The following is a 12,847-nucleotide window of genomic DNA, read 5'->3' on the forward strand; positions in this document are numbered from 1 at the left end:
GTCCCGCTTGGCCGGGCGCGTCGGTTACGCTACCGCTTATCCCCATGTTATCCACAGATTCATGCCGATGACGGTTAAGCTGCATCTGCACCTTTTGTCGGATTCCACCGGCGAGACGCTGGAGAACATCGCAAAGGCGGCGCTCTCGCAATATGACGACGTGGAAACCGTCCGCCATTTCTGGCCGATGGTGCGCACCGAGGCGCATCTCGACCGCATCCTGCAGGAAATCGCGCAGAACCCGGGGCTGGTGATCTACACGCTGGTCAATCCGGCGACGCGCCGCGCGCTGGAGCAGCGCTGCCAGTCGCTGGGCCTGCCGCTGGTCGCGCCGCTCGACCCGGTCAACGACGCATTGTCCGCGCTGCTCGGGCAGCAGGCCAAGAACAAGCCGGGGCGCCAGCACGTGCTGGACGCGGCCTATTTCGCGCGCGTCGATGCGATCCAGTTCACCATTGCGCATGACGATGGCGTCCTGTGGGAAGAATGGGAGGACGCCGACATCGTGCTGGCCGGCGTCTCGCGATCGTCCAAGACGCCAACGTCGATCTATCTCGCCAATCGCGGGTTCAAGGTCGCCAATATCCCGATCGTGGTGGAAAGCCCGCCGCCCGCAAGCCTGTTCACGCTGAAGAACCCGCTGATCGTCGGGCTGACCACCAGTCCCGACCGGCTGATCCAGGTGCGGCGCAACCGCTTGCTGTCGCTGAACCAGGCGCCCGAGACATCCTATGTCGATCAGGAAGCCGTGATCCACGAGCTGAGCTATGCCCGGCGCATGTTCGCCGACCATGGCTGGCCGGTGATCGACGTCACCCGCCGCTCGATCGAGGAAACGGCCGCCGCCGTCATTTCCTTGTTCAACGAGCGCGCGGGCGGCACCGGCATGATGGAACGCTGAAGGAATAAAGACGCCGTGACGCCTGCTGCCCCCGGTTCGAGCGCGCTGACGCTTGTGCTTGCCTCCCAATCCGCCTCGCGCATGGCGATGCTGACCGCCGCCGGCGTGCCGTTCCACGCCGAGCCGGCGATGGTGGACGAGGATGCCGCCAAGGCGGCGCTGGGTGCGATCGCGCCGCGCGACCTGGCCGACGCGCTGGCCGAGATGAAGGCGCTGAAAGTGTCGCAGCGCCATCCGCAGGCACTGGTGCTGGGATCGGACAGCCTGGCGGTGCTGGAGGATGGCACGATCCTGTCCAAGCCGGAAAGCCGCGAGGATGCCGCGCGGCACCTGGCGATGATGTCGGGCAAGCGCCACGACCTCGTCAGCGCGGCGGTGATCGCCGAGGGCGGCCGCCCGGTGTGGCGGCATGTCGATCGCGCGCGGATGATGGTGCGGCCGCTGTCCGACGCCTTTATCGACACCTATCTCGGCGCCGAATGGCCGGCGATTTCGGGCTGTGTCGGCTGCTACCGGATCGAGGGGCCGGGCGCGCAATTGTTCAGCCGGATCGAGGGCAGCCAGTTCACCGTGCTGGGCATGCCCCTGTTGCCGGTCCTCTCTTACTTGCGTGAACGGAGCGTGTTGCCGGCATGACCAGGCCCTATGCCGAAGTGATCGGGGATCCGATCGCCCATTCCAAGTCGCCGATCATCCACGGCTTCTGGCTCGAGAAGCTGGGGATCGACGCCGAGTATCGCGCGACGCGCGTCACCAGCGATGACCTGCCGCGCTTCATTGCCGAGCGGCGCGCCGATCCGGCGTGGCGCGGGTGCAACGTGACCATCCCGCACAAGGTGGCGATGCTCGACCTGGTCGATGACCCTGGCGGGGTGCGCGATAGCATCGGGGCGATGAACACGGTGGTGCGGCAGGGGCCGGACACGCTGTTCGGGACCAATACCGATGCTGCGGGTTTCTATGCGCCGATCGCCGACGTCGACCTGACCGGCGCGCCGGTGGCGATCGTCGGCGCGGGCGGGGCGGCGCGCGCGGTGCTGTTCGCGCTGTCACGGATGAAAGTCGGCCCGGTGACGATCCTCAACCGATCGCCGCTGAAGGCCGCGGCGTTGCTGAGCCGCTTCAGGCTGAAGGGCGAGGTGCTGCCGCTCACGGGGCGGCTGCCGGCGGCGAAGCTGCTGGTCAACACCAGCGCGCTGGGGATGGAGGGGCAGCCGGCGCTCGACCTCGACCTGCTGCCGCTCCCCGCCGACGCGCTGGTCTATGACATCGTCTATGCGCCGCTGCACACGCCGTTGCTGGATGCGGCCGAGGCGCGCGGGCTGGAGACGATCGACGGGCTGGAAATGCTGGTCGGGCAGGCGGCGGCGGCGTTCGAATTGTTCTTCGGCCAACCGGCACCGCGCGAGCATGACGCCGAATTGCGCGCGCGGCTGATCGGCGGCGACGCCTGACGGCACGATGAAGCGCCGCCGCACGGGCGGGCGATGAGGGGAGAAAAGGGAATGCTGAAAGTGGGGCTCACCGGATCGATCGGCATGGGCAAGTCCACCGTCGCGGCGATGTTTGCCGACGAAGGCATTCCCGTGTTCGATGCCGATGCCGAGGTGCACAAGCTGCAGGGGCCGACCGGCCGCGTCGTTGCCGCGATCGAGGCGCGTTTTCCCGGCACGACAGGCGCGCAGGGGGTCAATCGCACCGCGCTCGCCGAGGCGGTGCTTGGCGACGATGCGGCGATGAAGGCGCTGGAGGCGATCGTCCACCCGGCGGTGGGGGAGGAGAGGGCGGCGTTCCTGGCGGCCAATGCCGATGCGCCGATGGTCATCTTCGACGTGCCGCTGTTGTTCGAGACCGGCGGGCAGCGCGCGATGGACAAGGTGGTGGTCGTCTCCGCCGCCCCCGAGGTGCAGCGCGCCCGAACCTTGCAGCGGCCGGGCATGTCGGAAGCGAAGCTGGACGCGATCCTGGCGCGGCAGGTGCCCGACGCCGACAAGCGCGCGCAGGCCGATTTCGTCATCCCGACCGACGTCCCCATCGAGGAAACACGTAGCCATGTTCGCCGGGTGATCGCTTGCCTGAACGAGGTGGAAGTCCGATAATCAGCGCATGCGCGAAATCGTCTTCGACACCGAAACCACCGGCTTCACCTTTGGCGAGGACCGGATGGTCGAGATCGGCTGTGTCGAGCTGATCAACCGCTGCGAAACAGGGCGCACCTTTCACGCCTATTTCCATCCCGAGCGCACGATGCCGCCGGGCGCGTTCGCGATCCACGGCCTGTCCGACGCGTTTCTCGCCGACAAGCCGTTGTTCCCCGCGGTGGCGGAGGAGCTGATCGCCTTTGTCGGCGACGCGCCGCTGATCGCGCACAATGCCTCGTTCGACTTCGGCTTTCTCAACGGCGAACTGGGGCGGTGCGGGCGCGACCTGATCTGCACCAGCCGGATGGTCGACACGCTGGCGATCGCCAAGCAGCGCCATCCCGGCGCGAAGCTGACGCTGGACGCCTTGTGCTCGCGCTATGGCATCGACCGGTCGCACCGCGTGCTGCACGGCGCATTGCTCGACGCGCAACTGCTGGCGCAGGTCTATGTCGAGCTGATGGGCGGGCGGCAGATCGGCCTGTCGCTGGTCAGCGATCTGGTGGTGGAGGAGGTGGCCGTCGCCGACGCTCCGCCGCGCCCGGTGCGCGCCCCGCGGCATTTCGCACCCAGCGATGCGGAACTTACCGCCCATTCAGCGTTCATGACAAAGATCAAGAATCCGATCTGGGGGGCCGCGGCGTCCGGTTGACGCCCAACGCACCGGCGCAAGCACGCCGGGCCAGCAATGGAGAATGAGTCGATGGAAATCCGGGTATCTGGTCACCAGGTGGAAACGGGTGATGCGCTGAAGGATCATGTCGACACTCGGCTGCAAGGCATGGCCGAGAAATATTTCAGTCGCGCGATTTCGGCGCAGGTGACATTTGGCCAGGGACCCAATGGCGGGTTCAGTTGCGACATCGTCGCGCATGTCATGCAGGGACTGGTGCTGAAGGGCCGGCATGACGCGCCGGACGCGCACCTCGCCTTTGACGGTGCGGCGGAGAAGATCGAGAAGCAGCTGCGCCGCTACATGCGCCGGCTAAAGGACCGCAACGCCGGGCAGGCGCAGGCGCTGGCGGAGAATGGCGCCTACGACAATCTGGACAATGCCGGGTACACGCTGTTCGCCGAGCGGATCGGCGAGGACGAGGAACAGGACGCCCCGCTGATCATCGCCGAAACGCGCGTCGACGTGCCCGATGCGACCGTGTCCGACGCGGTGATGATGCTCGACCTGCGCAACACCAATGCGCTTTTGTTCAAGAACAGCGGGACGGGCTCGTACAACATGGTCTATCGGCGCGGCGACGGCACGATCGGCTGGGTCGAGCCGCAACGAGCGGGGTAACGCCGACTACGATGGCGAGCGATTTGAGTGACCTCCTCCACCCCGACCTGGTCGTGGTCGGGGTGATGGCGAACAACAAGAAGATCCTGTTCCAGCAGCTGGGCGCGCTTGCCGGCCCGCCGCTGGGGCTGGATCCCAGCATGGTAACCAATGCGCTCGCCGAGCGTGAGAAGCTGGGCTCGACCGGCTTTGGCGGCGGCGTGGCGATCCCGCATGCGCGGCTGCCGGGGCTGTCGCGCATCGTGGTGATCGTCGCGCGGCTGGCGCAACCGATCGAGTTCAACGCGATCGACGACATGCCGGTCGACATCGTCGTCGGGATGCTGTCCCCCGCCAGCGCGGGAGCGGATCATCTGAAGGCGCTGGCGCGAGTTTCGGGCCGGTTCCGCGACCATGGCTTCGTCGCCAAGCTGCGCGGCGCGGGATCGCGCGATGCGATCTACGCCCTGCTGACGGCGGACGAGCCGGGGATGGGCCGGGATGCAGCCTGAAGGCGCCGAGGCGCATCATCGCGCGCTGGAATCGCTTTATGCGGCGGCGCCGATCAACCGCCTGTTCGCGTCCACCCTGTCGATTCCCGAGCCCGGCGTGGCGCGGATCAGTTTCGAGGTGACGCGCGATCATTACCATGCCGCCGGCGCGGCGCATGGCACGACCTATTTCAAGATGCTGGACGATGCGGCCTTCTATGCCTGCAACAGCCTGATCACCGATCGTTTCCTGCTGACCACGCAGTTCAACCTGCTGCTGACCCGCCCGCTGTCGGCGGGGCCGGTGGTCGCCGAAGGACGCTGGGTCAACGGCCAGCGGCGCGTGTTCGTCGGCGATGCGCGGCTGATCACGGCGGATGGCGAGGAGGTCGCGCGCGGCACCGGCACCTTCATGCGCAGCCGAATCGCGCTGGCCAGCCTGCCCGGTTATCGCAGCGCCTGACCCTATGACACGCCGCCTGCCCACCCATCTGCTGGTCGCGGCGCTGATCCGCCGCGTCAACGATGCGGGGGGAATCGCCGTCGTGCGGGCGCGCGGGGATGCCGATGCCGGCGCGATCCTGATCATCCTGGAGCGCGAAAACACCGTCGTCGAACGCGCGATCGGGCCCGATGGCGGGGACATTCTGGTCGAGAGCGGGCCCGGCGCGACGGGGGACGAGTCGATCGAGGATTATTGGAAACGGCGGCGCCAGCGCGATCCCGATCTATGGGTAGTGGCTCTGGACGTCGCGGACTCACAACGGTTCGCCGCTGAAACGATCCTGGCTTGATTGACTCGCCGCGCGGCCGGGGCAAATCCCGCCAGCATAGTTTCAAAGCGTTGTGCCGCGGTGGGTGCGATCCACATCGGTGACGCAGTCGGGGGGGTCCCGGTCGATCGCTGTTTCCACGGAAACCCGGTCGTGTCCGCGTAACCACCGCACTTGAATGTAGAAGATGTCGTTTCTTTCGCGGGCCGCGCTTGCCGCAGCCATGACGATCACCTTTTTCGGCCTGACTGCGCAGAGCACGGCCGGACTGGCTGCCGAGGTTGAGCACATGCTCCCCCAGCCGAACGCTACCGCACCGATGACCGCGACGGTTTTCACGCCGACGCCGACGACGGTACAGGTTCCCAATCCTACCGACCTCGCCGATGATGAACTCGCGAACGAGGAAACGGTTGCATATCCGTCGCTTGCCGCCGCCGTGGCTGCCCAGTCGACCCATGATGGCGACGATGAGGCGCTGCAGTGCCTGGCCGGTGCGATCTACTTCGAAACCCGCGGTGAGCCGCTGTCGGGCCAGCTGGCAGTGGCCGAGGTCATCCTGAACCGCGCCAAGTCGGGCCGTTTCCCCTCGGACGTCTGTGACGTGATCACGCAGCGTGGCCAGTTCGGCTTCGTGCGTGGCGGCCGCATCCCGTCGATCAACGAGGACAGCAAGGCCTATCGTACCGCCGTCGCGGTGGCGAAGGTCGCGCTGAACGACGCATGGGACGATCAGGCCGGTCCGGCGCTGTATTTCAACCGTGGCCGTCCGCCCGCATCGGGGCTGAAGAAGGTCGCGTCGATCGGCAACCACATCTTCTGGCGCTGAGCCGCCGTTGATGCCGATTGCGGGCTGAGCCCTTCTCATTGTTCCTGCAATGTTCTATGAAGCGGGCGTGCTGACCACGCCCGCTTCTTGCGTTGACGATCCCGATTCGCCGCTGTGCGCCGCCGATGTGGCGCGCGGGGTGACGCGATTGCTGCTGCGCCACGAACTTGTCGCCATGCCCGAGGTGCCGCTGGACGGCGGGCGGCGCGTCGACCTGATGGCGCTCGACGTGCGCGGCCAGATCACGATCATCGAGATCAAGGTGTCGCGCGCCGACCTGCTTGGCGACAACAAGTGGCAGGAATATCTGCCGCATTGCGACCGCTTCTTCTGGGCGGTGCCGGCCGGGTTCGATCACGGGCCGATCGCCGGCCCCGCCTTCCTGCCCGAGCGTACCGGGCTGATCGTCGCCGATCGCTATGACGCCGCCGTGGTGCGCGAAGCGAAGACCGAGGCGATGAACACGCATAGCCGCAAGAAATGCACGCTGGCGTTTGCCCGGCGTGCGGCCCGGCGGCTGATCGCCCAGGTCGATCCCGACGCGATCCAGGGCTGGTAGGCCAGCCGCGGTTCCAGGCTGGTAAGCCGCACACGGCCCCGGCTGGTAAGCCATACACGGCATAGCGTTGCTGTTGCCCCCCTGACGGATTCGTCATTTGCCTCCACCGCCGCGACGGCGCAGGACATTTGCCATGAGCGAGGGGGCGTCATGAGCGGGGCGGCGGGGGAGGGGCACCGAGCCCCCGATCCGCTGCGGGCGCGCTTTGCCGCCGCAGCAGCGCAGCATGAGCGGCACCGGCTGGCCGCGTGCGAGCGGCTCGGCACCCTGTTCGATGAGGGCACGATGATGCCGATCGCGGTCGGCGCGGGCGTGATCACCGCCGCCGGTCTGGTCGGCGGGCAGCGCGTGATGGCCTTTGCGCAGGACGTGACCGACCAGGGTGGGATCGCCACTGCCGATCAGGCCGCGCACATGGCAGAATTGCTGGCGCGGGCGCAGGCGGCGCAGGCGCCGGTCGTCGGCCTGTATGATTCGGGCGGGCTCGCGCTGGACGAGGCGCAGGCGGCGCTGGCCGGACAGGCGACGATCCTTCACGCATTGGCGAATGGCGGCCGCCGGCGTGTGCCGCATCTGGCGCTGGTGTTCGGCGATGCGATCGGCGCGGCAGCCTTCGCCCCGGCGATGGCGCATCTCACCTTCATGCTGGAGCGCGCGAGCCGGCTGTATGTGTCGGGGCCCGACGTGCTGCGCGACGCCACCGGCGAATTGGCGACGGCGGAGGCGCTGGGCGGGGCGATGCTCCACGCAACCACCAGCGGGATTGCGGATCGCATCTTTGCCGATGAGATCGAGCTGCTGTTCGCCGCGCGGATGGCGATTGGCTTGTTGGTGCGCGACGTCGCACCATCGGTTGATCCAGCCACCCGGGTCGCGGCGCATCTCGATACGCTGGTGCCGGCGGATCCGGCCGAACCCTATGACATGCGCGAACTGGTGCAGGCGATCTGCGATGATCGCGCGTGGCTCGAGCTTCAGCCCGATCGTGGCGGCGGGATGCTGTGCGGGATCGCCCGCATTGGTGGCCGCAGCATCGGCATCATGGCGAACCAGCCGATCGTGGCGGGCGGGGTGATCGACCGTGCCGGCATCGCCAAGGCGACGCGGCTGGCGGCGCTATGTGCCACCTGCCGGTTGCCGATCGTGACGCTGGTTGATTCGCCCGGGTTGATGCCGGGCGCGCAGGAGGAGGCGGGCGGGATCGTCGCGGCGGGCGCGGCGCTGCTGGCGACGGTTGCGCGTGCCGACGTGCCGGTGATCACCGTCGTCACGCGGCGGGCAACCGGGCCGGCGTGGCTGATGATGGCGCCGCGCGGCGCGGGCGGCGCGCGCTTCGCCTGGCCGACCGCGGAGATCGCCGCGATGAACGCCGCTGGCGCCGCGCGGCTGCTGCTGCGCCACGGTGATGATGCGGCGACACGCGAGAAAGTGCGTGACTATGCCGCCAGCATCGCTGATCCGGTCAATGCCGTAGCGTCAGGCATCATCGATGCGGTGATCCGCCCCGCCGATACGCGGGGCGCGATCGCACTGGCGCTGGCGCGCCATGATGCGCAAGGTTCCGGCAGATCACTGCCACACCCGGATCCCCAGGGGAGCGGGACATTGAAGGAGAGAGACCGAAATGGCTGATTACGAAACGATCCTGACCGAAAAGAAGGGCGACGTCCTGGTCATCACGCTCAACCGTCCCGAGCGGCTAAACGCGGCGTCGATCCAGCTGGCGGAGGATCTGACGGTCGCGCTGTACGATCTTCAGGGGGCGCGCGCCGTGCTGCTGACCGGCGGGGGCCGGGCATTCTGTTCGGGTGCCGACCTGCAGGCGCGCGGCGGCGGGGAAACCCGCATCAAGGGCGGCGACACCAGCCACCGGGCATTGATGAACTTCTACAACCCGCTGATGAGCCAGATCCTGAACCTGTCGGTGCCGGTGGTGACCGCAGTGAACGGTCCGGCGGCGGGCGTCGGCTGCTCCATGGGCCTGGCCGGTGACTTCGTGTTCGCGGGCAAGAGCGCCTATTTCCTGCAGGCGTTCGTCAACATCGGCCTCGTGCCCGACGGCGGTTCGACCTGGCTGCTGGCCAAGACGATCGGCAAGGCGCGCGCGACTCAGATGATGATGCTGGGCGAGCGGATCAGCGCCGAGCAGGCCGAGCAATGGGGCCTGATCTACAAGGCGGTCGATGATGCCGTGCTGATGGACGAGGCGCTGGCGCTGGCGACGCGCCTGGCGGCCGGCCCGACGGTCGCGCTGTCGGCGATGCGCCGCAACATCATGACGGCGCTCGACGGCACGTTCGACCAGGTGCTGCGCGCCGAGGCCGAGGGCCAGCGGCTGGCGGGCGGATCGGAGGATTCGCGCGAGGGCGGCATGAGCTTCCTCGAAAAGCGCAAGCCCGTGTTCAAGGGGCGGTGAACCGTTGGCGGCCGCCGTGCCGCCAGTGAACATCCATGGCGTTCCGGTGCGTTGAGCATCGGAACCGCTATGGAGACGATGATGATCAGGATGCTCACCCTTGCGACCGCGGCGACGCTGTCGATGGCAGCGCCGGCCGGCGCGCAGACCCAGGCGAGCATGAACGCGCAGGCCGCACAGGACCTGCGCCGCGCCGATGCGGCGCTCAACGCCCAGTGGAAGCGCACCTATGCGCAGATGAAGCAGCGCGATGCGCGCGGCGGGGCGGGTGGTTTCGGCTATGCGGCGGCGACGCTTGCCAGCCAGCGCGCGTGGCTGCAATTCCGCGACAAGCAATGCGTGATCGAGGGTGGCGAGTTCGCGGGCGGATCGCTGCAGGCGATGACGCGTGCGCAATGCCTGACCCGGCTCACCCAGGAGCGGACGGCGCAATTGAGGAACATGATGTGGACACGTTGAACCGGACGCACGCGAGCCCCAGCGACGGGACCCGCACCGACTGGACCCGCGAGGAAATCGCCGCGCTGTTCGACCTGCCGTTCGACGAGCTGATGTGGCAGGCGCAGGGCGTCCACCGCGCGCATCACGCGGCGGGGCAGGTGCAATTGTGCACGCTGCTGTCGATCAAGACCGGCGGCTGCCCGGAGGATTGCGGCTATTGCTCGCAATCGGTGCATGCCGACAGCGGGGTGAAGGCGACCAAGCTGATGGACGTGCGCGCCGTGCTGCAACGCGCGGCCGAGGCGCGCGATGCCGGCAGCCAGCGGTTCTGCATGGGTGCGGCATGGCGCAACCCCAAGGACCGCGACATGGACGCGATCGTCGCGATGATCGAGGGCGTGCGCGCGATGGGCATGGAAACGTGCATGACGCTGGGCATGCTGACGCCCGAACAGGCGGAGCGGCTGAGCCAGGCGGGGCTCGATTATTACAACCACAATATCGACACCGCGCCCGAGCGTTATGGCGAAGTGATCACCACGCGCAGCTTCGACGAGCGGCTCGACACGCTGGCGCATGTGCGCGACGCCGGGATCAACGTGTGCTGCGGCGGGATCGTCGGGATGGGGGAGACGCGCGCCGATCGCGTCGGGTTCGTCCATGCGCTCGCCACGCTGCCGCGCCATCCGGAAAGCGTGCCGGTCAACGCATTGGTGCCGGTGAAGGGCACGGTGCTGGGTGACATGCTGGCGGATACGCCGCTGGCCAAGATCGACGACATCGAATTCGTCCGCACCGTGGCGGTGGCGCGGATCACCATGCCGCGCAGCATGGTGCGCCTGTCCGCCGGGCGTGAATCGATGAGCGAGGCGACCCAGGCGCTGTGCTTCATGGCGGGCGCCAATTCGATCTTCACCGGCGACAAGTTGCTGACCGCGGGCAATCGCGGCGACAGCGCCGACGCATCGCTGTTCGCCAAGCTGGGGCTGCAGCCGATGGTGGCGGAGGAGCCGATGCGGGTGTGCGAAGCGGCTGCCTGACCGGGCGCTGGCGGCGGGCATGTTCGGCAAGATCCTGATCGCCAACCGGGGCGAGATCGCGTGCCGCGTGATCCGCACCGCGCGGCGCATGGGGATCGCCACCGTCGCGGTCTATTCCGACGCGGACGCGCGCGCGCCGCATGTCGCGATGGCGGACGAGGCGATCCGGATCGGGCCGGCACCGGCCGGCGACAGTTATCTTCACGGCGACCTGATCCTGGCGGCGGCGCGGGACAGCGGGGCGGAGGCGATTCACCCCGGCTATGGCTTCCTGTCGGAGCGGGCAGATTTCGCCGAGCAATGCGCGGCCGCGGGCGTGACCTTCATCGGCCCGCCGGCGCAGGCGATCGCGGCGATGGGCGACAAGATCCGGTCGAAGCAGATCGCCGCGGCGGCGGGCGTCAACGTGGTGCCGGGCCATCCCGGCCCGGTCGACGACCTGGCCGAGGCGCTGCGCGTCGCCGAAGCGATCGGCTATCCGGTGATGATCAAGGCGTCGGCCGGCGGCGGGGGCAAGGGGATGCGGCTCGCCCGGGACGCGGCGGGCGTGCGCGACGGTTTCGACGCCACCCGGCGCGAGGCCGCGGCGGCGTTCGGCGACGACCGCGTGCTGATCGAGAAGTTCATCGATCGGCCGCGCCATATCGAGATCCAGCTGCTCGGCGACCGGCACGGCAACATGGTATTCCTCGGCGAGCGCGAATGTTCGATCCAGCGCCGCCACCAGAAGGTGGTGGAGGAGGCGCCGTCGCCGTTCGTCACCCCCGCGATGCGCCGCGCGATGGGGGAGCAGGCGATCGCCCTCGCACGCGCGGTCGGCTATCATAGCGCCGGCACCGTCGAGTTGATCGTGTCGGGCGCCGATGCGAGCGGCAGCGGTTTCTACTTCCTCGAAATGAACACCCGGCTTCAGGTGGAGCATCCGGTGACCGAGGCGATCACCGGCATCGACCTCGTCGAGCAGATGATCCGCGTGGCGGCGGGTGAGCGGCTCGCGTTCACACAGGATCAGGTGGTGCTGAACGGCTGGGCGATCGAGACGCGCATCTATGCCGAGGATCCGTATCGCGATTTCCTGCCCAGCATCGGGCGGCTGACCCGCTATGCGCCGCCGCCGGCCGGCACGGACGGCGCGGGCGCGACGGTGCGCATCGACGATGGCGTGGCGGAAGGTAGCGCGATCATGCGTTTCTACGATCCGATGATCGCCAAGCTGATCACCTGGGCACCGGACCGCGACGGCGCGATCGACGCACAGGCGCGTGCGCTGGATTCGTTCGACATTGAGGGACCGGCGACCAACCTGGATTTCGCCGCCGCGCTGATGCGCCATCGGCGGTTTCGTGGCGGCGACCTGGAAGCCGGGTTCATTGCGCAGGAATATCCCGATGGCTTTGCCGGTGCGCCGGTCGATCCGGCGCGGCGACGCGGGTTGATCGGGCTGGCCGTTCTTCTGGAGGCAGAGCGGCTGGGCGGACGGATACCGCGCGACTGGTCGGTGCGGGTCGGCGCGGACGAGGTGCCGGTGAAAGTGACCGATGACGGCGTGCTGATCGATGGCGCGGCGCTGGCGATCGATCACGCCGCCATGCCGGGTACCGATACGATCCACGCCACCATCGATGGCGTTTCGGTCATCGCGCGGATGGTGCGAACGCCGCTGGGGATGGTGATGCGCAGCGGCGGCGCGCGTCTCGACATGCGCGTGCTGCCGGCGCGGATCGCGGCCTATGCCGATCATCTGAGGCACGGCGCGGATGACGACGCTGCGCGCCGCCTGACCGCACCGATGCCCGGCATCGTCGTGCAAGTCTCGGCGCGTCCGGGACAGCACGTACAGGCAGGTGAGCCGCTGGCTGTTATCGAGGCGATGAAGATGGAGAATGTCGTGCGCGCCGATCGGGACGGCATTGTTGCCGCGGTGCTGGTGACGCTGGGCCAGAATGTCGCGGCCGATCAGGGGATGATCCAATTCGCCTGATC

16 protein-coding genes are annotated in these 12,847 nt (G+C 68.1%); all 16 read left to right on the plus strand.

Annotated elements, in window-relative coordinates:
- Window positions 1-67: 67 nt before the first annotated feature.
- The 16 genes from L8F96_RS14085 (at window position 68) to L8F96_RS14160 (ending at window position 12,845) form a co-directional block, all read left to right on the plus strand.
- Complete coding sequence (locus L8F96_RS14085; RefSeq protein WP_046409657.1) at window positions 68-901, plus strand: pyruvate, water dikinase regulatory protein; 834 nt, start codon at window positions 68-70, stop codon at window positions 899-901.
- A 45-nt stretch (window positions 902-946) separates the two neighbouring features.
- Window positions 947-1,537 carry a Maf family protein gene (locus L8F96_RS14090; RefSeq protein WP_334656380.1) on the plus strand — a complete coding sequence of 197 codons (591 nt, stop codon included), beginning with the start codon at window positions 947-949 and terminating at the stop codon, window positions 1,535-1,537.
- Window positions 1,534-2,355 (plus strand): shikimate dehydrogenase, encoded by an 822-nt coding sequence (gene aroE, locus L8F96_RS14095; RefSeq protein WP_334656331.1) that lies wholly within the window; start codon window positions 1,534-1,536, stop codon window positions 2,353-2,355. Before L8F96_RS14090 ends, aroE begins: the two co-directional genes overlap by 4 nt.
- Before the next feature lie 51 nt (window positions 2,356-2,406).
- The gene (coaE, locus tag L8F96_RS14100) at window positions 2,407-3,000 is read left to right on the plus strand and encodes a dephospho-CoA kinase (RefSeq protein ID WP_334656332.1); all 594 of its coding nucleotides are present in this window, start codon (window positions 2,407-2,409) and stop codon (window positions 2,998-3,000) included.
- A 7-nt stretch (window positions 3,001-3,007) separates the two neighbouring features.
- A complete protein-coding gene (gene dnaQ / locus L8F96_RS14105; RefSeq protein ID WP_046409462.1) occupies window positions 3,008-3,694 on the plus strand; it encodes a DNA polymerase III subunit epsilon in 687 nt (228 codons plus the stop codon).
- A 51-nt stretch (window positions 3,695-3,745) separates the two neighbouring features.
- On the plus strand, window positions 3,746-4,336 hold the full coding sequence (gene hpf / locus L8F96_RS14110; protein ID WP_046409660.1) for a ribosome hibernation-promoting factor, HPF/YfiA family: 591 nt from the start codon (window positions 3,746-3,748) through the stop codon (window positions 4,334-4,336).
- Window positions 4,337-4,347: 11 nt separating this feature from the next.
- On the plus strand, window positions 4,348-4,827 hold the full coding sequence (locus L8F96_RS14115; RefSeq protein ID WP_125945320.1) for a PTS sugar transporter subunit IIA: 480 nt from the start codon (window positions 4,348-4,350) through the stop codon (window positions 4,825-4,827).
- Window positions 4,817-5,269 (plus strand): PaaI family thioesterase, encoded by a 453-nt coding sequence (locus L8F96_RS14120; RefSeq protein WP_046409466.1) that lies wholly within the window; start codon window positions 4,817-4,819, stop codon window positions 5,267-5,269. The genes L8F96_RS14115 and L8F96_RS14120 overlap by 11 nt, the downstream gene beginning before the upstream one ends.
- Before the next feature lie 4 nt (window positions 5,270-5,273).
- A complete protein-coding gene (locus L8F96_RS14125; RefSeq protein WP_334656333.1) occupies window positions 5,274-5,600 on the plus strand; it encodes a DUF1491 family protein in 327 nt (108 codons plus the stop codon).
- 166 nt (window positions 5,601-5,766) lie between these two features.
- On the plus strand, window positions 5,767-6,408 hold the full coding sequence (locus L8F96_RS14130; protein WP_046409470.1) for a cell wall hydrolase: 642 nt from the start codon (window positions 5,767-5,769) through the stop codon (window positions 6,406-6,408).
- 49 nt (window positions 6,409-6,457) lie between these two features.
- A complete protein-coding gene (locus L8F96_RS14135; protein ID WP_334656334.1) occupies window positions 6,458-6,967 on the plus strand; it encodes an MmcB family DNA repair protein in 510 nt (169 codons plus the stop codon).
- Window positions 6,968-7,117: 150 nt separating this feature from the next.
- Window positions 7,118-8,599, plus strand: coding sequence for a carboxyl transferase domain-containing protein (locus L8F96_RS14140; protein ID WP_334656335.1), 1,482 nt, complete (start codon window positions 7,118-7,120; stop codon window positions 8,597-8,599).
- Window positions 8,592-9,383, plus strand: coding sequence for an enoyl-CoA hydratase-related protein (locus tag L8F96_RS14145; protein WP_046409474.1), 792 nt, complete (start codon window positions 8,592-8,594; stop codon window positions 9,381-9,383). The genes L8F96_RS14140 and L8F96_RS14145 overlap by 8 nt, the downstream gene beginning before the upstream one ends.
- Before the next feature lie 81 nt (window positions 9,384-9,464).
- Window positions 9,465-9,842: a lysozyme inhibitor LprI family protein gene (locus tag L8F96_RS14150; protein ID WP_231621949.1), complete on the plus strand. Its 378-nt coding sequence runs from the start codon at window positions 9,465-9,467 to the stop codon at window positions 9,840-9,842.
- Window positions 9,830-10,864, plus strand: a complete 1,035-nt coding sequence (gene bioB / locus L8F96_RS14155; protein ID WP_301091451.1) for a biotin synthase BioB — start codon at window positions 9,830-9,832, stop codon at window positions 10,862-10,864. The genes L8F96_RS14150 and bioB overlap by 13 nt, the downstream gene beginning before the upstream one ends.
- Before the next feature lie 19 nt (window positions 10,865-10,883).
- Complete coding sequence (locus L8F96_RS14160; protein WP_334656336.1) at window positions 10,884-12,845, plus strand: acetyl/propionyl/methylcrotonyl-CoA carboxylase subunit alpha; 1,962 nt, start codon at window positions 10,884-10,886, stop codon at window positions 12,843-12,845.
- Window positions 12,846-12,847 lie beyond the last annotated feature (2 nt).

This window comes from Sphingomonas panaciterrae, from assembly GCF_036890205.1.
Classification (GTDB): Bacteria; Pseudomonadota; Alphaproteobacteria; order Sphingomonadales; family Sphingomonadaceae; genus Sphingomonas; species Sphingomonas panaciterrae.

Bases quoted from the DNA above. Each gene is read 5' to 3' on its own strand.
- L8F96_RS14115 (WP_125945320.1), top strand. From the start codon at position 4,348: ATGGCGAGCGATTTGAGTGACCTCCTCCACCCCGACCTGGTCGTGGTC.
- hpf (WP_046409660.1), top strand. From the start codon at position 3,746: ATGGAAATCCGGGTATCTGGTCACCAGGTGGAAACGGGTGATGCGCTG.
- L8F96_RS14125 (WP_334656333.1), top strand. From the start codon at position 5,274: ATGACACGCCGCCTGCCCACCCATCTGCTGGTCGCGGCGCTGATCCGC.
- aroE (WP_334656331.1), top strand. From the start codon at position 1,534: ATGACCAGGCCCTATGCCGAAGTGATCGGGGATCCGATCGCCCATTCC.
- L8F96_RS14140 (WP_334656335.1), top strand. From the start codon at position 7,118: ATGAGCGGGGCGGCGGGGGAGGGGCACCGAGCCCCCGATCCGCTGCGG.
- L8F96_RS14145 (WP_046409474.1), top strand. From the start codon at position 8,592: ATGGCTGATTACGAAACGATCCTGACCGAAAAGAAGGGCGACGTCCTG.
- L8F96_RS14120 (WP_046409466.1), top strand. From the start codon at position 4,817: ATGCAGCCTGAAGGCGCCGAGGCGCATCATCGCGCGCTGGAATCGCTT.
- L8F96_RS14150 (WP_231621949.1), top strand. From the start codon at position 9,465: ATGATCAGGATGCTCACCCTTGCGACCGCGGCGACGCTGTCGATGGCA.
- dnaQ (WP_046409462.1), top strand. From the start codon at position 3,008: ATGCGCGAAATCGTCTTCGACACCGAAACCACCGGCTTCACCTTTGGC.
- coaE (WP_334656332.1), top strand. From the start codon at position 2,407: ATGCTGAAAGTGGGGCTCACCGGATCGATCGGCATGGGCAAGTCCACC.
- L8F96_RS14085 (WP_046409657.1), top strand. From the start codon at position 68: ATGACGGTTAAGCTGCATCTGCACCTTTTGTCGGATTCCACCGGCGAG.
- L8F96_RS14130 (WP_046409470.1), top strand. From the start codon at position 5,767: ATGTCGTTTCTTTCGCGGGCCGCGCTTGCCGCAGCCATGACGATCACC.
- L8F96_RS14135 (WP_334656334.1), top strand. From the start codon at position 6,458: ATGTTCTATGAAGCGGGCGTGCTGACCACGCCCGCTTCTTGCGTTGAC.
- L8F96_RS14160 (WP_334656336.1), top strand. From the start codon at position 10,884: ATGTTCGGCAAGATCCTGATCGCCAACCGGGGCGAGATCGCGTGCCGC.